The organism is Nitratireductor aquibiodomus NL21 = JCM 21793 (assembly GCF_000615975.1).
Lineage (GTDB): Bacteria > Pseudomonadota > Alphaproteobacteria > Rhizobiales > Rhizobiaceae > Nitratireductor > Nitratireductor aquibiodomus.
This window is the reverse complement of record NZ_BAMP01000030.1, coordinates 1-18,318: the sequence shown is the minus strand read 5'-3', so window position 1 is coordinate 18,318 and position 18,318 is coordinate 1. Positions and strand designations below refer to the sequence as shown.

At 61.3% G+C, this 18,318-nt stretch carries 14 protein-coding genes and 5 pseudogenes; 7 read left to right on the top strand and 12 right to left on the bottom strand.

The window, feature by feature from the left end; all coding sequences use genetic code 11:
• Positions 1 to 126: 126 nt before the first annotated feature.
• Entirely contained in the window at positions 127 to 357 is a 231-nt protein-coding gene (locus JCM21793_RS10475) for a hypothetical protein (protein WP_244423389.1), read from the top strand.
• A gap of 3 nt (positions 358 to 360) precedes the next feature.
• Here JCM21793_RS10475 and JCM21793_RS10470 read toward each other — a convergent pair whose 3' ends face one another.
• A complete protein-coding gene (locus JCM21793_RS10470; protein WP_025030320.1) occupies positions 361 to 1,239 on the bottom strand; it encodes a dienelactone hydrolase family protein in 879 nt (292 codons plus the stop codon).
• 154 nt (positions 1,240 to 1,393) lie between these two features.
• Between JCM21793_RS10470 and JCM21793_RS10465 the strand changes: the two genes are divergently transcribed.
• Entirely contained in the window at positions 1,394 to 1,807 is a 414-nt protein-coding gene (locus tag JCM21793_RS10465; protein ID WP_025030319.1) for a MerR family transcriptional regulator, read from the top strand.
• Between the two features lie 5 nt (positions 1,808 to 1,812).
• Here JCM21793_RS10465 and JCM21793_RS10460 read toward each other — a convergent pair whose 3' ends face one another.
• The gene (locus JCM21793_RS10460; RefSeq protein ID WP_025030318.1) at positions 1,813 to 2,349 is read right to left on the bottom strand and encodes a glyoxalase superfamily protein; all 537 of its coding nucleotides are present in this window, start codon (positions 2,347 to 2,349) and stop codon (positions 1,813 to 1,815) included.
• A 292-nt stretch (positions 2,350 to 2,641) separates the two neighbouring features.
• Here JCM21793_RS10460 and JCM21793_RS10455 point away from each other — a divergent pair, with 292 nt between their 5' ends.
• Entirely contained in the window at positions 2,642 to 5,140 is a 2,499-nt protein-coding gene (locus JCM21793_RS10455) for an ATP-dependent helicase (RefSeq protein WP_007007732.1), read from the top strand.
• A 12-nt stretch (positions 5,141 to 5,152) separates the two neighbouring features.
• Here the strand turns inward: JCM21793_RS10455 and JCM21793_RS10450 are convergent, their stop codons facing one another.
• Together JCM21793_RS10450 and JCM21793_RS25295 are read right to left on the bottom strand one after the other, a co-directional pair.
• On the bottom strand, positions 5,153 to 5,614 hold the full coding sequence (locus JCM21793_RS10450; RefSeq protein WP_025030317.1) for a hypothetical protein: 462 nt from the start codon (positions 5,612 to 5,614) through the stop codon (positions 5,153 to 5,155).
• Between the two features lie 194 nt (positions 5,615 to 5,808).
• A pseudogene (locus JCM21793_RS25295) lies at positions 5,809 to 6,176 on the bottom strand (DUF488 domain-containing protein).
• 253 nt (positions 6,177 to 6,429) lie between these two features.
• On the opposite strand from JCM21793_RS25295, the gene JCM21793_RS29735 reads away from it, so the two are divergent.
• The 3 genes from JCM21793_RS29735 to JCM21793_RS10430 are packed head-to-tail and all read left to right on the top strand — an operon-like array spanning position 6,430 to position 8,091.
• Positions 6,430 to 6,591, top strand: coding sequence for a hypothetical protein (locus JCM21793_RS29735; RefSeq protein WP_162829773.1), 162 nt, complete (start codon positions 6,430 to 6,432; stop codon positions 6,589 to 6,591).
• A gap of 36 nt (positions 6,592 to 6,627) precedes the next feature.
• The gene (locus tag JCM21793_RS10435; protein WP_025030316.1) at positions 6,628 to 7,206 is read left to right on the top strand and encodes an SCO family protein; all 579 of its coding nucleotides are present in this window, start codon (positions 6,628 to 6,630) and stop codon (positions 7,204 to 7,206) included.
• Between the two features lie 12 nt (positions 7,207 to 7,218).
• A complete protein-coding gene (locus tag JCM21793_RS10430) occupies positions 7,219 to 8,091 on the top strand; it encodes a 50S ribosomal protein L11 methyltransferase (RefSeq protein WP_025030315.1) in 873 nt (290 codons plus the stop codon).
• Between the two features lie 80 nt (positions 8,092 to 8,171).
• Here the strand turns inward: JCM21793_RS10430 and JCM21793_RS10425 are convergent, their stop codons facing one another.
• Positions 8,172 to 8,351 carry a hypothetical protein gene (locus JCM21793_RS10425; protein WP_007007727.1) on the bottom strand — a complete coding sequence of 60 codons (180 nt, stop codon included), beginning with the start codon at positions 8,349 to 8,351 and terminating at the stop codon, positions 8,172 to 8,174.
• A gap of 231 nt (positions 8,352 to 8,582) precedes the next feature.
• On the opposite strand from JCM21793_RS10425, the pseudogene JCM21793_RS25290 reads away from it, so the two are divergent.
• Positions 8,583 to 10,411, top strand: a pseudogene (locus JCM21793_RS25290) (aminopeptidase P family protein).
• 8 nt (positions 10,412 to 10,419) lie between these two features.
• Here the strand turns inward: JCM21793_RS25290 and JCM21793_RS10415 are convergent.
• From JCM21793_RS10415 to JCM21793_RS25275, 7 genes and pseudogenes are all read right to left on the bottom strand, one after another.
• Positions 10,420 to 10,722, bottom strand: coding sequence for an AzlD family protein (locus JCM21793_RS10415; protein ID WP_007007725.1), 303 nt, complete (start codon positions 10,720 to 10,722; stop codon positions 10,420 to 10,422).
• Complete coding sequence (locus JCM21793_RS10410) at positions 10,719 to 11,447, bottom strand: AzlC family ABC transporter permease (RefSeq protein WP_007007724.1); 729 nt, start codon at positions 11,445 to 11,447, stop codon at positions 10,719 to 10,721. The genes JCM21793_RS10415 and JCM21793_RS10410 overlap by 4 nt, the downstream gene beginning before the upstream one ends.
• A gap of 183 nt (positions 11,448 to 11,630) precedes the next feature.
• Positions 11,631 to 13,741: pseudogene (gene ligA / locus JCM21793_RS25285) on the bottom strand (NAD-dependent DNA ligase LigA).
• A 125-nt stretch (positions 13,742 to 13,866) separates the two neighbouring features.
• Positions 13,867 to 15,538, bottom strand: a pseudogene (gene recN / locus JCM21793_RS25280) (DNA repair protein RecN).
• 8 nt (positions 15,539 to 15,546) lie between these two features.
• Positions 15,547 to 16,389 carry an outer membrane protein assembly factor BamD gene (locus JCM21793_RS10395; RefSeq protein WP_036540120.1) on the bottom strand — a complete coding sequence of 281 codons (843 nt, stop codon included), beginning with the start codon at positions 16,387 to 16,389 and terminating at the stop codon, positions 15,547 to 15,549.
• Positions 16,390 to 16,558: 169 nt separating this feature from the next.
• The gene (gene lpxC, locus JCM21793_RS10390; RefSeq protein ID WP_025030314.1) at positions 16,559 to 17,497 is read right to left on the bottom strand and encodes a UDP-3-O-acyl-N-acetylglucosamine deacetylase; all 939 of its coding nucleotides are present in this window, start codon (positions 17,495 to 17,497) and stop codon (positions 16,559 to 16,561) included.
• A gap of 308 nt (positions 17,498 to 17,805) precedes the next feature.
• Positions 17,806 to 18,318: pseudogene (locus JCM21793_RS25275) on the bottom strand (cell division protein FtsZ); the annotation flags it as partial.

The following is an 18,318-nucleotide window of genomic DNA, read 5'->3' as shown; positions in this document are numbered from 1 at the left end:
TGTTAACCATACCGTCACGGCTAAAATCTTTGCACAAGTTTAACCATGTGCCGCGCTTGAAGCGCTCACGCCGCACGTCGACCATCCTTGGTAAACGCATTCGATTCGTAGGTGGCGGAAAGCCCGGTGTTGAACGAGGAAGCCAAAGCCCTGTCAGACGGTCTCGCGCACTCGCACGAGATAACGGATTATGACTTCTGGCGCGCGCTGAAATCCATCGAGGACGAACTCTACTGGCTGGAACGCAACCGAAGGCCGATCCCCATCGACCTTATCTATGTCCGCGCCATCGTCCGCACCGCGCGCCAGAAACGCCTCTTCATTGCCTATGACCCAGCGCCCTTCGACGCCTTTTGACATTCAGGACAGGTTTTCCTGCAGGAAGGTCACCGTTCTCTGCCAGGCAAGGTCCGCGGCTTCCTTGTCGTAACGCGCTTCCGACGTATCGTTGTTGAAGGCGTGGTTCACTCCCTCATAGACATGGATGCTGAACGTCTTGCCCGCCCCTTCGAGCGCGGTGCGATAGGCATCGATACCGGCATTGATCCGCTCATCGAGCCCCGCATAGTGGAGCAGCAGCGGCGCCTCGATCTTCGAGACTTCGCCCGCATCGGCCTGACGCCCGTAATAGGCAACGCCCGCATCGAGCTCGGGATCGTTGACGGCAAGCTCATTCACCAGCCCCCCACCCCAGCAGAAGCCGATGGCGCCGACATTGCCATTGGTCGCATCATGCCCTGCAAGAAAGGCCTGTGTCGCAACCGCGTTGCGCACGGTCTGGCCTCCATCGAGTTGGCCGATCATTTCGCGCGCCATGTCCTCATCCTCCGGCGTGCCGCCGGATGGAGACAGAAAATCGGGTGCCAGCGCAACAAACCCTTCAAGCGCCATGCGTCGCGCTACATCGCGGATATGCGGGTTGAGGCCACGGTTCTCGTGGATGACGATCACGGCCGGAAGCTTTCCCTCCACACCGGCCGGTCGGACGAGATAGCCCATCATCTCCCCGCCGTCGCCGGCATAGGCGATGTCTTCCGCCGTCACGCGCTCGTCGTCCTCGGCGACCATGGCGGCGCGCGCGGAATTCGCTGCGAGCATCGGCACAATGGCCGCGGCCGCGGCTCCGGAACCCGCCAGTTTTGTCAGTCTGCTCATGAATGCGCGTCGGTCGAGCGTGAGATGCGTGTACTCGTCATAGGCGTCAATCATCGCCTGGGTGATCTTCGGCTGATCCTGCATGAGTTCACTCCCGTTCGCTGGTTGGTTCCCGCCGAGTTTCAAGGTAAGGCCCACGTGGAAAAGGTCCATTCACAGCCGCGTGAGCGCGCGGTAGTCCTTCCACCTCCGGCGGGGACTTCCTATATCTTGCGCAAGCAGAAAAGGAGCGATGCCCATGTGGTCTATCGGAGAACTGTCGAAGCGCGTGGGCGTGAAGGTGCCAACAATCCGGTACTACGAAGAGACGGGTCTGATTGAGCCGCCCGAACGCTCGTCCGGCAACCAGCGTCGCTATGGCAGGCAGGCCATGGAGCGCCTCGCCTTTATCCGTCATGCGCGCGACCTGGGTCTCGGCATCGACGCCATCCGTTCACTCATCGAACTGAGCGGCCACCCCGAAAAACCGTGCGAGGCAGCCGACAGCATTGCGCGCGAACATCTCATAGAAGTGCGCGAACGCATCGCGCGCCTGCAAAGGCTCGAGCACGAACTGCAGCGCATTGTCGATAGCTGCGACAGCGGCGCGGTCTGCGACTGCCACGTTCTGCGGGCACTCGCAGACCATTCGCTGTGCGAAAGCGAGCACTGATCCTTTCAGGCCCCGCTTTTCTCGATAAAGCGAAGCCTGTTGCTGAACGGATCGATCACGCCGAGTTCCAGTCCCCATTCCTGCTTTTCAAGACCCGGACGATTGTACTTGTAGTCCCGTCCATGCAACTCCGCATGAAGCGCCCTGATCCCGGTCATGAACACCACGGCATTGCCACCCGGCGTCGCATCTCCGGAATGTTCACTCAGATGCAGGCTGAGTTCGCCGCGCGAAACCTGCATGTATAGGGGCATATCCGGGCCGAACCGGTGCTCCCAGTCGACCCTGAAGCCGAGAAAATCGAGATAAAAAGCCCGTGCCTTCGCTTCGTCGAATATGCGCAGGATCGGTATGGCCGGCTGGAGAACAATCTCTTCCACAACCGGCTCGGTCATCTTCGCAGCCAGAATATTCCAGCTATCGAAGCCGAACTGGCGGGCAACGATCTCCAGCGCTTCGCTGTGCGAAATCGAAACGCCCTTTGCGGAAAGCGAGGCGCGCATGGCTTTTGCCATGGTTTTCGCGTCGGAGAATTCAAGCATGGTTCAGGGTCCTTCATCGAGGCGCGTAACAATCAGTGTCCGCGTTGCCGATGTCGTCGCCGTCGGTGAAAGGAACCATGGAGACAATCAGAACGCATTCGCCATACCCCTCGGGGCGCGGACTGCCGGCTGCGTTCAGCCATGAACAGATTGGCTCCAGCCATGCAAAACGTCAACAGCGTTCCGCAACGTTCCTTTGCCGGTTCACCTCCCCTTGGTTCATGGGCCACAAACCGGTACAAATAGAAAACATCCTTGGGCTTTGCCCCCCGAATCACCATATGCAGGTCCGATGTCCGGCTTCCCTGACGATATTCCGTTCTTTGATGAGGACGACCCGACCCCGCCTCCCCCGGCAGCGCAGAAGCCTTCGGGCATTGCAGCGCGCGCCATGGCCGCGCGCTCGGGCGGTCCCGACACACGCTATCTCGATGCACTTAATCCCGAGCAGCGCCTCGCGGTGGAAACCACCGAGGGCCCGGTTCTGGTGCTCGCTGGCGCCGGCACGGGCAAGACACGGGTTCTAACGACCCGCATCGCGCATATTCTGGCCTCTGGCCGCGCCTATCCCTCGCAGATCCTCGCCGTTACCTTCACCAACAAGGCCGCCCGCGAGATGAAGCTGCGCATCGGCACGCTGGTCGGCGAGGCCATCGAGGGCATGCCGTGGCTCGGCACCTTCCACTCCATCGGCGTCAAGATCCTGCGCAAACATGCGGAACTTGCGGGCCTGAAAAGCTCCTTCACCATTCTCGACACCGACGACCAGATCCGCCTCCTGAAACAGATCATCCAAGCCGAGGGGCTGGACGACAAGCGCTGGCCGCCACGCCAGTTCGCCCAGATGATCGACGGCTGGAAGAACAAGGGGCTCGCCCCGAAGGAGATCCCCGAGGGGGATGCGCGTGCCTTCGCCAATGGCAAGGGCCGCGAGCTTTACACCGCCTATCAGGAGCGTCTGAAGACGCTCAACGCCGTCGATTTCGGCGATCTTCTGTGCCATCCGATCCGCATTCTGCGCGACAATCCGGATGTGCTCGCCGAGTATCACCGCAGGTTCCGCTACATTCTCGTCGACGAGTATCAGGACACCAACACAGCGCAATATATGTGGCTCAGGCTGCTCGCCCAGCGCCCGAAGAGCACGGAGCCGGTGAACATCTGCTGCGTGGGCGACGACGACCAGTCCATCTATGGCTGGCGCGGCGCGGAAGTGGACAACATCCTGCGCTTCGAGAAGGATTTTCCGGGTGCCGCCGTCATCCGGCTGGAGCGCAATTACCGTTCCACCGCGCATATTCTGGGCGCCGCCTCGCATCTCATCGCTAACAATGAGGGCCGGCTCGGCAAAACCCTCTTCACCGAGCATTCCGATCCCGACGATCCCAAGGTGAAGGTGCACGCCTCATGGGATTCTGAGGAAGAGGCCCGTGCCGTCGGCGAGGAGATCGAGGCGCTCCAGGTGAAGGGCCACGCCCTCAACGACATCGCCATCCTCGTGCGCGCCTCCTTCCAGATGCGCGAGTTCGAAGACCGCTTCGTCACGCTGGGGCTCAACTACCGCGTCATCGGCGGCCCGCGCTTCTACGAGCGCATGGAAATCCGCGATGCCATGGCCTATTTCCGCATCGTCGCGCAGGCCGCCGACGATCTCGCCTTCGAGCGCATCGTCAACACGCCGAAGCGCGGATTGGGCGAAGCCAGCGTCCGCCAGATCCACGATGTCTCGCGCATGCGCGAGGCCACCCTTCTGCAAGCTGCCCGCGATCTCGTCGGCACCGAAGAAATGAAGCCCAAGCCGCGCGCATCGCTGCGCACGCTGGTCGACAATATCGAGCGCTGGCAGGCCATGCTCGACCGCACGCCTCACACCGAATTGGCCGAGATCATCCTCGAAGAATCCGGCTATACGGACATGTGGAAAAACGACCGCTCCGCCGAAGCGCCGGGCAGGCTCGAAAACCTCAAGGAGCTGATCCGCTCCATGGAGGATTACGACAGCCTGCGCGGCTTCCTGGAGCATGTGGCTCTCGTCATGGATGCCGAGCGCGACGAAGAACTCGACGCCGTCAGCCTCATGACGCTGCATTCGGCCAAGGGTCTCGAATTCCCCACCGTGTTCCTGCCCGGCTGGGAGGAAGGCCTCTTCCCCCATCAGCGCGCGCTCGATGAGGGCGGCCGCTCAGGGCTTGAGGAAGAGCGGCGTCTGGCCTATGTGGGCCTGACCCGCGCCAAGAAGAACCTGCATCTGTGGTTCGCCTCCAACCGGCGCATTCACGGCCTCTGGCAGTCCACTATTCCCTCGCGCTTTCTCGACGAGCTTCCCGAAGCGCATGTGGATGTGGCCGAAGAAAGCAGCGGCTACGGCGGTTATTCCGCCGGTCAACCCGGCCGGCCCAACCCCTATGGCAAATCCCGCTTCGACGATCAGCCCGCCTTTTCAAACAGCTACGCCACACCCGGCTGGCAGCGTGCCCAGAAAAACCGGACCGAGGCGACGGCGCGCAACTGGGGCAACCGCTCCGGCCATCAGGTGGAACGCATCGGCTATGGCGAGGCGGATTCTGGCTATGGCGCCGGACGCGGTTCGGTCAAGGGCCGTGTGATCGAAGGAGAGCTGGTCGCCAAATCGGTCTCCGACACCCCCTCTGCCTTCAAGGTCGGCGATCGAGTGTTCCATCTCAAATTCGGCAATGGCAATATCGCGGCAATCGAGGGCAACAAGCTCACCATCGATTTCGACAAGGCGGGCCAGAAGCGCGTGCTCGACGGCTTCGTCCAGCGGGTTTAGAACTTTCTGCAGTCAGCCGGCTTCAGGCTTTACATATACGAACTTGCCGTCCGCATTCTTCTCGCGATTGAGTACGCCCGTGCGCGCATGGCGCGAAAGCGGTCCGGAAAACGCATTCGACTTGTAACGCATGCCAAATGCCTCCTGACAGCGGGCGACGATGTCGCCAATGGTCCGTGGCTCAGTGAAAAAATCGCTCTCAAGCAGCTCGTTCAATGCAGCAACGGCGCCCTTTGCGCTATCGGTGGTTGTCTTGCGGCGCCCCGGGCGTGCCGTATTGCGCACGACATGCATCATACCTGGGCCTGCGATAAACTCGTTAATCCCGCCTTCGGCGAAACCGCCGACCTGCCCCTCGCGTTGCCCCAGCACCAATTCGACCACGCGCAGCTGGACAGCCTCCGATTCGAACTTGTTTACCGCCTCGGACAGCTCGGTAAGCTGCTGCTTTAACTTGTCGAAATCCTTGATCATGAAATCCGCCCCGGCACCACGAACGCCCATTCTGCATGGGCGAACCGTGCACATATGTCTCCATAAGCATTCCGTGAGTCAAGAGTGCGGCCACGCCGTATAGGCTAAACGTCTACTCTGCGCCGGATATTCCCCTGATTTCCGGTGAACAGACTGCCGGCGCGCGTCAAATACAATCATAAATTGAGATCGCATTATGAGGAGTCGTCGTCTTCCTGCAGGAATTGACGAACGACCACCGCCTGATTCCGGTCAGGGTCCGTAGCGGAGAACAACAGCGTCAGAGGCCCTTTCCTGGCCGCCGCCCTCAATTGTTCGAGCCATTCTTCACGGCCGGCCAGTTCTTCCCGGTATCGCTGACGGAACGTTTCCCAGCGCTCGGCTCGTGGGCATACCATTTGCGCAGTTCGTGACTGGGGCCGATCTCCGGCATCCACGCGTCAAGTGCAGCGCGTTCCTTGCTCATACCGCGCGGCCACAGACGGTCAATCAGGATCCGCGTTCCATCCCTGTCCTCCACCGGGTCATAGATGCGCTTCAGTCGAATATCGGAAATCGTCATGACGATCCTCCCGGTAAGCCTCTCGCTGCAATCGAGTACACCTCAGGATTGAAGGTCAAGGCAATCCTTTCCAAACCATGTCTCAGTAAAGTGCGTATGTGGGGTTGAACCCGTCCCCATAGCCACATGGCAACATACAACCTCAACCCTGAACCTCCCGTCGGCCTCCAGGCGACGGGAGGTTTTCTTCATGACCTCCCTTGCGACAAGATGAGGCTTTGCATGCAGTCCGGAGTTGCGCGTAGTATGGGCTATGAAAACACAGCAACCCTGGCACACGGCCATCTGGTTCAAACTGGGCGCGGCGACACTGCTCCTGGCTGCATTCACCGGGCTGGCCTTTGCCATGTGGCTGGAAAACGGGGCAGGAATTTTTCTCGCACTCGTCGAGTCCGGGTTGTCCTGGTGCTTTTGACGCCATCTTTCAGCATTTCGTTTCGGGTAAACTTCAATGATGCGATCCATCCTCATCGGCATCCTGGCGGTCATGGCCGTCGGCGTCGGGCTCCTCACCTTCCAGTGGTATCAAAAGCAGAGTTCGGGCGAAGCCTTCGGTGTGCCATTCGAACTGGTCGATCAGGATGGCAACCCGATCACCGAAGCCGCATTCAAAGGCGGGCCTCGCGTCGTCTTCTTTGGTTTCACGCATTGCCCGGAAGTGTGTCCAACCACCCTTTTCGAACTCGATGGCTATCTCGAACAACTGGGCGATGAAGCAGCCGACATCAAACCCTATTTCGTTTCCATTGACCCGGAGCGCGATACCCCCGAGGTCATGAAGACCTATCTGTCGAATTTCTCGGACCGCATCACCGGCATCACCGGTGACCCGGAAGAAGTCGCCGCCATGGCCAAGGGGTTCTCCATCTATGTGCGCAAGGTCGAGCTGGAAGATGGCGACTACACGATGGATCACACCGCCTCGATCCTGCTGCTCGACAGCGATGGCGACTTTTTCGGCACGATCGCCTATGAAGAAAACAGTGAAACTGCCATCGCCAAGCTGAAGCGTCTGGCAAACGAAACCTGACACCGGAAATTCATGGGCCAGACACGACTTTTCCTGACGGCGCCGCGCGAGCAGGCCGAATCGATCTTCTCTATTCTCGACGCGCATTTTGAAGATGACGGGCTGCCGATCAGCATATTCGAGCCGGAGGAAGACAGCGGTATCTTCCAGATCTCGATTTACACGGAAGACGACGCCGACAGCCTAGAACAAAGGGTGCTGGAAAGCCTTGCAGATGTCTCGCCCCTTCCCCCGCTTGAGCGGGAGGACGTTCCGGAGATCGACTGGGTCAGTCATTCTCTGGAGGGGCTGCGCCCGGTTCGCGTCGGCCGCTTTCTGGTTCACGGCAGCCATGACCGCCATTTGCAGCGCATCGGCGATATCGCAATAGAGATCGACGCCGGCCTTGCCTTCGGCACGGGCCATCACGGAACGACCGCTGGTTGCCTCAGCGCGCTTGCCGATATCCTGAAGAGCGAACAACCGCGCAACGCACTGGACCTGGGTACCGGCAGTGCCGTTCTGGCCATTGCAATTGCCAGGAGCGCCCGCATTCCGGTTCTGGCGACCGACATCGACCCCGTGGCCACCGAAGTCGCCAGATCGAACGTCCGTCTCAATGGCGTTACCGGTCTGGTGGACACACACACGGCGCCCGGTTTCCACCACAGTGTTTTCGCCCGCGAGAAGCCCTTCGACCTGATCGTCGCCAACATCCTTGCGCGTCCGCTGATGGCGCTCGCACCGGCGATGGCGCACCACCTCACGCCCGGTGGCTCACTCGTATTGTCGGGCATTCTGGAGCGTCAGAGGCGCGCGGTCGTGGCAGCCTATTGCGGACAGGGTTTCCGCCATGTGCGCACACAGGCGCGCGAAGGCTGGGTCACCATTCATATGAAGCGCTGACGGAGCGCAGCACCTGCACAAACAAAAAACCCCGAAAGCAGAGCTTTCGGGGTTTTGACAGAAACGCTGGGTCCAGCGGATCAGAACATGTGCGAAACGCTGCGGCTGCGCTTGAGTTCGTCGCGGTTGTAGCCGTGCGCGCGCAGGGTTTCGTCGTCCAGCATCAGAAGCGCGCCGTTGACATAGCTCCGGACCTGCTTCTGACGAGCTTCGATCAGCGCGTCGAATGCGCCGCGGAAAAAGCCACGCTTTTGGGCCATCTGATATCTCCTTGAATGTTTGCAACGGAAGTACCGTTGTCCATGGGCCTATAAATAAGCCCGCGAAGCCCATGCAACCAGCGCCGATTGCGCATGGCTACCATCTGATTTTGCATCGCAACAAAGCAATTGTGCAGCGCAGCATAAACATTCTGTAGTCGGAAAGACGTTCCGCTTCCTGAGACCATGCTATAGGTTCGGGCCGATTTTCAGACGAAGCGGCAAGGTTCCATGTTTCAATCTTTTGACGTTACCGCCGACCCGAGCCAGGGCATCACGCGCGTTGGCCAACTGCGCAAGGCGCTGGCGAAAGCGGGCCTCGACGGCTATCTGGTTCCCCGCGCAGACGAACATCAGGGCGAATATGTCGCCCCGTCCTCCGAGCGGCTTGCGTGGCTGACGGGCTTCACCGGATCGGCAGGCGCGGCACTGGTCCTCAGGGATCGTGCCATTCTCTTCGTCGACGGCCGCTACACGCTTCAGGCGGCCGAGCAGACCGATCCGTCGATCTTCACCGTTGAAAGCCTGATAGACACACCGCCGCGCGAATGGATAGGCAGGAACGCACCTACGGGCAGCCGCATCGGTTTTGATCCATGGCTGCACACCGTCGCCGAGTTGCGGGCCCTGCGTGACAGGGCCAGGGCACGCAGCATCGAGCTCGTTCCGGTAGACGACAACATGGTCGACCTCATCTGGAACGATCGCCCCTCGCCGCCGCTGGCACAGGCCCGCATTCAGTCAAAGGATTATGCTGGCGAGCTCGCCGCCGCAAAGCTGGAACGCATGGCGAAGGCCATCCGCGAAGCCGGTGCCGACTGTACGGTCCTTACCGACCCGTCATCGATCGCCTGGGCCTTCAACATTCGTGGACAGGATGTGCCGCATACGCCACTGGCCCTTGCTTCGCCATTCTCCCCGTGGACGGGCGCCCACTGCTTTTCCTCGACAGACGCAAGCTCGACCGCGAAACCGAGGCCTATCTGACACAGCTCGCCGATCTGAAGGCGCCATCCACACTGGAGGCAGAGCTTTCCCGCTGCGCAAAGAGCACCGGTTCGATCGGCCTTGATCCCTCGCTCGCTGCCGAACGTCTGCGACTGGTTGTGGAAGAAGCCGGCGGAAGCATCACCGATCTTGACGATCCCGCCCGCCTCCCCCGTGCAATCAAAAACGCAACTGAGCTTGAAGGCGCGCGCACCGCCCATCTCCGGGACGGCGTTGCCATGGCCCGTTTTCTCTCATGGCTCGACCGGCAGGAGCCGGGCACGGTCGACGAGATCAGCGCGGTACGAAAACTGGAGGAAAGCCGGGCCGAGACGGGGCAGAGCCTGCAGATGCCTCTGCGCGACATTTCCTTCGATACGATCTCCGGCGCGGGTCCCAATGGTGCGATCATCCATTATCGCGTCACGACGAAGACCAACCGTACGCTGGCCGCAAACGAGCTCTATCTGGTCGATTCCGGCGCACAGTATGACGATGGAACCACAGACATCACCCGGACGGTCATTATCGGTCGTCCAGGCGACGAGATGCGCGAGCGCTACACGCGGGTTCTGAAGGGCCTCATCGCGCTTTCGACCATACGCTTTCCCAAAGGCACGCGCGGCATGGACCTCGACCCGTTCGCCCGCCACGCCTTATGGCAGGCAGGTCTCGACTATGCGCATGGCACCGGCCACGGTGTCGGTTCCTATCTTGCCGTCCATGAAGGCCCTCAGCGCATCGCCAGAACAGGAACGCAAGTTCTGGAAGCAGGCATGATCCTGTCCAACGAACCCGGCTACTACAAGCCCGGCAGCTATGGGATCCGGCTTGAGAACCTGATCGTGGTGAAGCCGGCCTCCGCCATTCCCGGCGGAGAGATCGACATGCACGGTTTCGAGACGCTGACGCTCTGCCCCTTCGACCGCCGCCTGATCGACACCGGGCTGCTGTCACCGCAGGAGCGCGACTGGCTCGACACCTATCATGCCCGCGTGCGTGAAACGCTGGCGCCGCTGCTCGACGGTGAAACGCTCGACTGGCTCGAAAAGGCAACGGCCCCGTTGGACTGACAGCGTCTTTACTGGCCGGTCAGGTGGCGGAGCAGAATGAGCACCGCTGCCGCGGAGAGGAACATCGGCATCATGCCGCCGGCAACAATTGAGACGATGATGCCGGTCGCCAGCGCCGCGATTTCGGGTATGCCGCCATTCATCGCCGCCGGCGCCACCAGCGTGGTCAGAACAGCGGCGGGAACGGCGTTCAGCCCGGCCTCGACGCGCGGATGAATGCGCTCGAACCGCGACAGCACCATGTGGCCGCCAATACGCGTCAGGAATGTCAGCACCGCGCCGGCAAGAATGATCCAGACCGTCGTGCTCATGAGCCCTCCTCGCGCCCGCGCGCGTTCGGTGCCATGACCGCCGCCAGCGCCACACCCGCAATGGCGCCAATGGAAACATGCCAGGGAGAGCCGACCGTGGAATAGGCAAGCATGGAAACCGCCGCGCTCATCAGCACGACCGGTAGCCAGAACGAGCGCCTGCGAAAGCTCATGACGAGGCCAAGGAAATAGATCGGCAGCAGGAAGTCGATGCCAAGCGCATGCGCATCGGGCAGAAGATTGCCAAACAGCGCTCCGAGCCAGCCTTCCACCACCCAGCAGAGATAAAGCGGCAGCGCCGCTCCCATATACCAGCCAAACGTGATCCTGCCATGGGTCTCGCTGCGCCGCTCGGCCTCGGCGAAAACGGGATCGGCCAGAAGAAAGAAACCAAGCAGCCGCTGCACCGGCCCCCAATGGGCAATGCGCCGGCCAGTGGTGGCCGAGTAGAGAACGTGACGGAAGTTGACGGCAAGGATCGACAGCACAATCAGCCACGGCGCAACCTTCTGGCCGAAGAGATCGATCCCCACCATCTGGCTAGCGCCCGCGAATACGGTCGCGCTCATCAACACGGCTTCGAACACGGTCAGACCGTTCTCGACCGCCAGCGCACCGAACAGAAAGCCGAACGGCAACGCCGCGACCACCACGGGCACGCTGTCGCGCACCCCTTGCGCAAAATCGCGCGGGCGCGCGCTTTCCTTGGCAATGTCGGCAGTCATCATCCCTCCAGAGGCCTGCAACCTAAAGCAATTCCAGGAAAAATGGGAACCGGTTTTCCGTCCGGAATTGCGCAAAAAACAACAAGATCGAGCGCTTTCTCGCTTCGATCAAAGTGATTGAGCTGTAGGTCAACAGGACTGACCAGTCACATGAATTCCGTTGAGCCACGCATCAGCGGCAGTTTATGCCCCCACCCGCTCGAACCAGGCGTCCTCGTCGATAACCTCCACGCCGAGATCCGCGGCCTTCTTGAGCTTTGATCCTGCACCGGGCCCGGCAACCACCAGATCCGTCTTCTTGGACACGGACCCTGCCACCTTCGCCCCCAGTCGTTCGGCCATGGCCTTGGCTTCATCGCGCGACATGCGCTCCAGCGCGCCGGTGAAAACAATGGTCTTGCCGGCAACGGGCGAATCCGTCGTCGGCCGTTCCGCCTCCTGCACGTCGATTTCACCCGCAAGCGCCTCGACCAGTTCGCGGTTGTGCGCCTCACCAAAGTAGTGTGCCAGCGAATCGATCACCGCATCGCCGATGTCATCAAGCGCGTCCATTTCCTCGCGCGCCTGCGCGTCGCCATTGGCCACCGCCAGCACGGCATCGTGGAACTCCTGCCAGGAGCCATAGGCCCGTGCCAGCGTCTTCGCCGTCTGCTCGCCCACATGGCGAATGCCGAGTGCATAGATCACCCGCTCCAGCGCGATGGAGCGCCGCGCCTCGATGGCGTCGAACAGATTGGCGGCCGAGGTCGCGCCCCACCCTTCCTTGTCCTTCAGCTTCTTCAGATTCTCGGCATCGCGCCTTGCGAGCGTAAAAATGTCGCCCGGCGCCTTCACCGGAAGGTCAGGGTCGTTGAAGAAGAACTCGATCTGCTTGTCGCCCAGCCCGTCAATGTCGAAAGCACGGCGCGAAACGAAATGGCGCAGATGCTCGACCCGCTGGAACGGGCAGGCAAATTCGCCCGAACAGCGGCGCACCACGCCCTCCACGCCAGAGCCGATCCCTTCGCGCACCACGGGTGTCTTCAGTTCGCACGGGCACACACTGGGAAATTCGAAAGCCTGTGCATCGGCCGGCCGTTTCTCCTCGATCACGCCAAGGATCTGCGGGATCACATCGCCGGCGCGCTGAACCGTCACCGTATCGCCGATCATTACGCTGAGCCGTTCAATCTCCTCGGCATTGTGCAGCGTTGCATTGGTCACCACCACACCGCCCACCGTGACGGGCTCGAGCCGCGCAACAGGCGTCAGCGCGCCCGTGCGTCCCACCTGAATATCGATGCCGTTCAGAATGGTCGTCGCCTTCTCGGCCGGAAACTTGTGGGCGATTGCCCAGCGCGGGCTGCGCGACACGAAACCCAGCCGCTGCTGCAGCGCCAGATCATCCACCTTGTAGACCACGCCATCGATGTCATAGGGCAGCGTCGCCCGCTTTTCCTCGATCATTCGGTATTGCGCCAGAAGCGCCTCGGCGCTCTCGCACCGCTTCATCAGATCGTTGACGCGAAAGCCATAGCGCTCCAGCGCCGCCACCATGCCCGTCTGCGTGTCGGACGGCATGTCGGAGACCTCACCCCACGCATAGGCGAAGAATTTGAGCGGCCGCGCGGCCGTCACGGAGGAGTCCAGCTGGCGCAGCGAGCCTGCCGCCGTGTTGCGCGGGTTCACATAGGTCTGCTTGCCCGCTTCCTCCTGCCTCTTGTTAAGCGCGAAAAAGTCGGCATGGGTCATATAGACCTCGCCGCGCACCTCGATCACCTCGGGCGGCTCTCCATCGAGCACATTGGAATATCCGTCACGGCCCGCGCATTGGCCGTCACGTTCTCGCCCTCCTGCCCGTCTCCGCGCGTTGCAGCCGAGACGAGACGCCCGTTCTCATAGCGCAGGGAAAGCGAAAGACCGTCGATCTTAGGCTCGGCCGTCATCGCCACCGGTGCGTCGGCGTCGAGTTTTAGATAGCGACGGATGCGCGCCACGAAATCGACCACATCCTCATCGGAAAACGCGTTGTCGAGCGAAAGCATTGGCACCTTGTGCCGCACCTTCTCGAACTTCTCCGAAACGGGAGCACCCACACGCCGGGAGGGCGAATCCTCCCGCACCAGTTCGGGAAAGCGCTGCTCAATGGCCAGATTGCGCCGCCGCAGCGCATCATATTCCGCGTCCGAGATCGTCGGCGCGTCTTCGGCATGATAGCGTTTGTCGTGCCCGGCAATCTCCTGAGCGAGCTTTTCAAGCTCGTCCCTGGCTTGGGCTTCCGTCAGACTATCAACGGCTTGCTTGGCTTTGGGCATGACAACATATCCGGATGTGAACTGGAGCGCAGTTTAGTCTATCCGCGCGCGGTTTTGGCAGCCGTCTTTTTACGCGGCTCATCCCTGCTGACAAGGCCAGCCAAAAGCCCTTGAACAGGAACCGTTCAGGAAACCGCTTCACTGCCCCTGAGCAGGCGCTGGGCGGCAGCACGCGCCTCGTCTGTCACGGTGGCGCCTGCCAGCATGCGGGCAATCTCTTCCTGCCTGGCATCGGTGTCCATGACCGAAACCCCGGTGGCGACCCGGTCGGTGCCGCCGCTCTTGGCGATGAGATAGTGTGTGCCGGCGCGCGCGGCCACCTGTGGCGCATGGGTCACCGAAAGCACCTGGATACGCTCGGCGAGCCGCGCCAGGCGCTGCCCGATGGCATCCGCCACGGCACCGCCGACACCCGTATCGATCTCGTCGAACACCAGCGTTGGCGCCGATCCGCGATCCGCCAGCACCACCTTGAGTGCGAGAAGAAAGCGCGAGAGCTCGCCGCCGGAGGCCACTTTCATCATCGGCCCTGCCCGCGTGCCGGGGTTGGTGCGCACCCAGAACTCCACATGGTCGATGCCTTCCTCGCCGCGGTCGTCGGCTTCCGTGGCAATCTCGACTATGAACTCCGCACGCTCGAGCTTCAGGGCCGGCAGCTCAGCCATCACCGCCCTGCTGAGAGAGGCTGCTGTCTCGCGGCGCAATTGCGACAGCTCCGCCGCCGCAGCGTCATAAGTGCCGACTGCCGCCCTGGCTTCCTGCTCCAGCACCGCCAGCCGCTCTTCGCCAGCGTCCAGCTCATCCAGATCGCCCACCATGCGGGCACAGAGCTCGGCGAGGTCGTCGACCTGCACATTGTGTTTGCGGGCAACGGCACGCAGGGCAAAGAGCCGCTCTTCCGTGTCTTCCAGACGCTGTGGATCAAATTCAGTAGCCCGCATCGCCTCGTCCACGGCCGATTGCGCTGCATCGAGCGAGAGCAGAGCCGAATCAAGCGGCTCGATGATCCCGTCCAGCAGACCCGGCGCATCCTGCGCCTTGCGCTGCAGCCGGCGCAAAAGGCTTGAAAGCTGCGACACCGGCGAGGCGTTGCCGGACAGCACCTCCTGCGCATCTGAAATATCGCTGGCGATCTTTTCCGCGCGCATCATCCTGCGCGCTCCTCGGCCAGCACCGCCTCTTCATCAGGTCGCGGATCGAGCTTGGAAAGCTCCTCCACCGAGGCTCTCAGAAAATCGGCCTCCCGTGCCGCCGCTTCGACACGCGCCCTGTGCCGGGCAAGGTCCTGCTCGCATTTGCGCAGGTCACGCCAGGCGAGCCGCACCCGCGCGACAGCCTCACCATGCCCGCCGAAAGCATCAAGGAGATCGCGGTGAATACCTGCGTCCACCAGCGCGCGCTCGTCATGCTGCCCGTGGATCTCCACGAGCTGGCGTCCCACCTGCCGCATCAGCGCCACGCTGGAAGCTGATCGTTAATGAAGACGCGCGTGCGCCCGTCGGCGCTCTGCACACGGCGCAGAATGATGTCGCCCTCATCGTCGATCGCGTTCTCCGCCAGCACCGCGCGTACGGGGTGAGAGCCTGGCAGGTCGAAAACGGCGATCACCTGCCCCTGATCCGCGCCATGGCGCACCAGAGACGCATCGCCGCGCCCGCCAAGCGCCAGCGAAAGAGAATCAAGAAGAATGGATTTGCCCGCACCGGTTTCACCGGTGAGCACCGAGAGCCCTCCGGAGAAATCCATGTCGAGGCGTTCAATCAGGACGATATCGCGGATCGACAGGTGAGATAGCATGATGAGGGTCAGCCGCCCAGTATCGCTGCCCCAGCCTTGGAGATCCACGAACCGGCATTCTCACGCGGTTCCAGTCCGCCAGACTGCAGCAGAGCATAGGAATCCTTGTACCAGTCGCTGTCCGGGAAGTTATGCCCCAGAACGGCAGCGGCCGTCTGCGCTTCAGAGACCAATCCCATGGCGTAATAGGATTCCGTCAGGCGCGCCAGCGCTTCCTCGACATGGCGCGTGTTGGGATAGCTCTCCACCACACCACGGAAGCGGCGCACGGCAGCGACATACTCACGACGCTCGAGATAGTAGCGTCCGATCTGCATCTCCTTGCCGGCGAGCTGGTCGCGGGAGAAGCGGATTTTGGCCTGCGCATCCTCGACATATTCCGAATCGGGCCAGCGCTGCACCACCTCTTCCATCGCCTCCAGCGTACGGCGTGCCTCACGCTGATCCTGCGTCACGTCGCGTATCTGGCGGAAATAGCTCAGCCCCACGAGATACTGCGCATAGGCCGCATCGTCCGTGGTGGGATAAAGCGCCACATAACGCTTGCCGCCGTTGATCGCCTCTTCGTACTTGCCCTGCCGGTAGTTGGCGAAGGTGTTCATCACCATCGCCTTGCGGGCATACTCGGAATAGGGATGCTGCCTGTCGATGGACTCGAACTTCGCGCTCGCCTCTTTAAGGCGACCTGCATTCATATTCGCCAGCGCCTGATTGTACAGAACGTCAGCCGGATCGGTCTGCTCGACATAGGTCGACAGATCGAGATCCTTCTCCGCATTGCATGCAGAAAGAAGAAGCGAAACGCCAAGCACCGAAGCTGTCGTAACGGCAGCTCTGCCTGTTCTGGTCATGCCGGCAACAAAAGTTGAACGCATTTCGCCTCTCGCAAACGGAAACTCGATTTCGGAACGCAGTCATAGAGCATATGACCGCCACGCGGCAACGCTATTGCCCGCCAATCGTACAATTTTGTGGCGTTTGACGAGGAAAGCCCGTTCGCAAATGCAGCAAAAGCGGATTTCAGAGTGTCCAGGGCGCGTAGACCGGCGCACTCACAGCCACCATTTCAGCCCGGCGTCCCTGCTCACGGCGTGTCGTTTCGACGATCTCGTAGGCAGAACGGTCGGTCAGAAGATGACGCAGAGCCGCTGCATTGAGTCGGTGACCACCGCGATAGGAACGGAAGCAGCCGATGAAGCGCGCGCCGGCAAGGGCCAGATCGCCGACCGCATCCAGCATCTTGTGCCGGACGAACTCATCGGGATAGCGCAGGCCTTCCATATTGATGACCTTGTGGTCTTCACCGATCACGACCGAGTTCTCCAGAGAAGAGCCCAGCGCATAGCCGGCAGCCCACAACCGTTCGACGTCCTTGATGAAACCGAACGTGCGTGCGCGCGCAACCTCCTGCCGGAAGTTGGCTGCATTGAGATCAAGAGCGAGCGACTGGCGGCCGATGGCCGGTGTGTCGAAGTCGATTTCCACTTCAAAACGCGTTCCGTCATAAGGGCGGAATTCCGCCCAGGAGCCGCCATTGTCGATCCGCACAGGCTTCACGACGCGGATATAGCGCCGCTTGACGGGGAGCGTGGCAATTCCGGCCTGCTCGAACGCATCGATAAATCCGATGGCGCTGCCATCGAGAACAGGCACCTCACCGCCATCGATTTCAATCGCTACATTGTCGATGCCGACAGCCAGAAGGGCAGCCATAAGGTGTTCGACGGTTGCGACGAACTCGCCGCGTGCATCACCAAGAGCAGTACAGAGATCCGTCTGGCAGACCTCGGAAGCAAGCGCTCGAATCACACGACCGGTACCGGCGTCATCGATTCGCTGGAAAACGATTCCCGTGTCGGGTTCGGCGGGGGAGAAATGAATGGAGACGGGCTTGCCGCTATGGACACCGATGCCCGAGAGCGAGCAGCGTGCTTTGAGTGTCGTCTGATATTCGAGCAAAATGGTCCCCGTGAGCTCTTCAAGGCCTGCGCTATTAAAGCGCCAGCGTGTCCAACGTTTCAGGACGACACCCCCAAAATGCGTCCCACACCCCACCTTTAATCGCAACGAAAGATAATGTTGCGGAATACAGACTCCAAATCACGGTTTCTTACTTGATGTTACGGCATAAGAAAAACGCGAGTGTCATATAACTTTCTGAATTATTTACGGAATTTTAACAAAAAGGGGGATGCGGCGCATCCCCCTTCCCGATCTTTGTAACAGATTCCATGGCCAGAAGCACCGAACCTGAAAGCGGCAGCGCTCTAGTTGGCTTGCCGGCGAAGAAACGCGGGAATCTCCAGATGATCGTCTTCCTGCACACTGCGCGGCTGCGTGGTGAGACGGCCATGCTCATCCAGACGCCCCTGACGCGGTGCGTAGAGCTGTCCCTCGTTCTCCGGCGTGCGGCGCGGCTGAGGCGTCGCCTGACGCAGCTTCGGCTCGCGCGGCTGCTCCACATAGCCCTGCTCGCCATCGCGGCGGGAAAGGCCGTGCGTAAGACGCTTGATGAGCCCCATCGGACCGCGATCTTCATGCTCCTGCGTCTTGGCTTCCATCTCGGCCTTCACAACCGGCGGGAAGTCTTCCACGCGCGGCATGCGCGGTGCGGAGAACTGCTCTTCCTCAACCCGCGCCTGCTGCTGCGGCGGCTGAGAGTGAACCTGCTCGGCTGCCGGAGCGGCGGGAGCCGGCCTGGGTGCCGGTGCAGGGGTACGCGGAGCCGGCTGAACCGGCTGGGCACCACGGAACAGCGAGCTCTGCGGCTGGAAACCGCC

Excerpts from the sequence above, each read along its gene's own strand:
- JCM21793_RS10470 (WP_025030320.1), bottom strand. The coding sequence starts at position 1,239 with ATGCAGGATCAGCCGAAGATCACCCAGGCGATGATTGACGCCTATGAC.
- JCM21793_RS10465 (WP_025030319.1), top strand. The coding sequence starts at position 1,394 with ATGTGGTCTATCGGAGAACTGTCGAAGCGCGTGGGCGTGAAGGTGCCA.
- JCM21793_RS10460 (WP_025030318.1), bottom strand. The coding sequence starts at position 2,349 with ATGCTTGAATTCTCCGACGCGAAAACCATGGCAAAAGCCATGCGCGCC.
- JCM21793_RS10455 (WP_007007732.1), top strand. The coding sequence starts at position 2,642 with ATGTCCGGCTTCCCTGACGATATTCCGTTCTTTGATGAGGACGACCCG.
- JCM21793_RS10450 (WP_025030317.1), bottom strand. The coding sequence starts at position 5,614 with ATGATCAAGGATTTCGACAAGTTAAAGCAGCAGCTTACCGAGCTGTCC.
- JCM21793_RS29735 (WP_162829773.1), top strand. The coding sequence starts at position 6,430 with ATGAAAACACAGCAACCCTGGCACACGGCCATCTGGTTCAAACTGGGC.
- JCM21793_RS10435 (WP_025030316.1), top strand. The coding sequence starts at position 6,628 with ATGATGCGATCCATCCTCATCGGCATCCTGGCGGTCATGGCCGTCGGC.
- JCM21793_RS10430 (WP_025030315.1), top strand. The coding sequence starts at position 7,219 with ATGGGCCAGACACGACTTTTCCTGACGGCGCCGCGCGAGCAGGCCGAA.
- JCM21793_RS10425 (WP_007007727.1), bottom strand. The coding sequence starts at position 8,351 with ATGGCCCAAAAGCGTGGCTTTTTCCGCGGCGCATTCGACGCGCTGATC.
- JCM21793_RS10415 (WP_007007725.1), bottom strand. The coding sequence starts at position 10,722 with ATGAGCACGACGGTCTGGATCATTCTTGCCGGCGCGGTGCTGACATTC.
- JCM21793_RS10410 (WP_007007724.1), bottom strand. The coding sequence starts at position 11,447 with ATGACTGCCGACATTGCCAAGGAAAGCGCGCGCCCGCGCGATTTTGCG.
- JCM21793_RS10395 (WP_036540120.1), bottom strand. The coding sequence starts at position 16,389 with ATGACCAGAACAGGCAGAGCTGCCGTTACGACAGCTTCGGTGCTTGGC.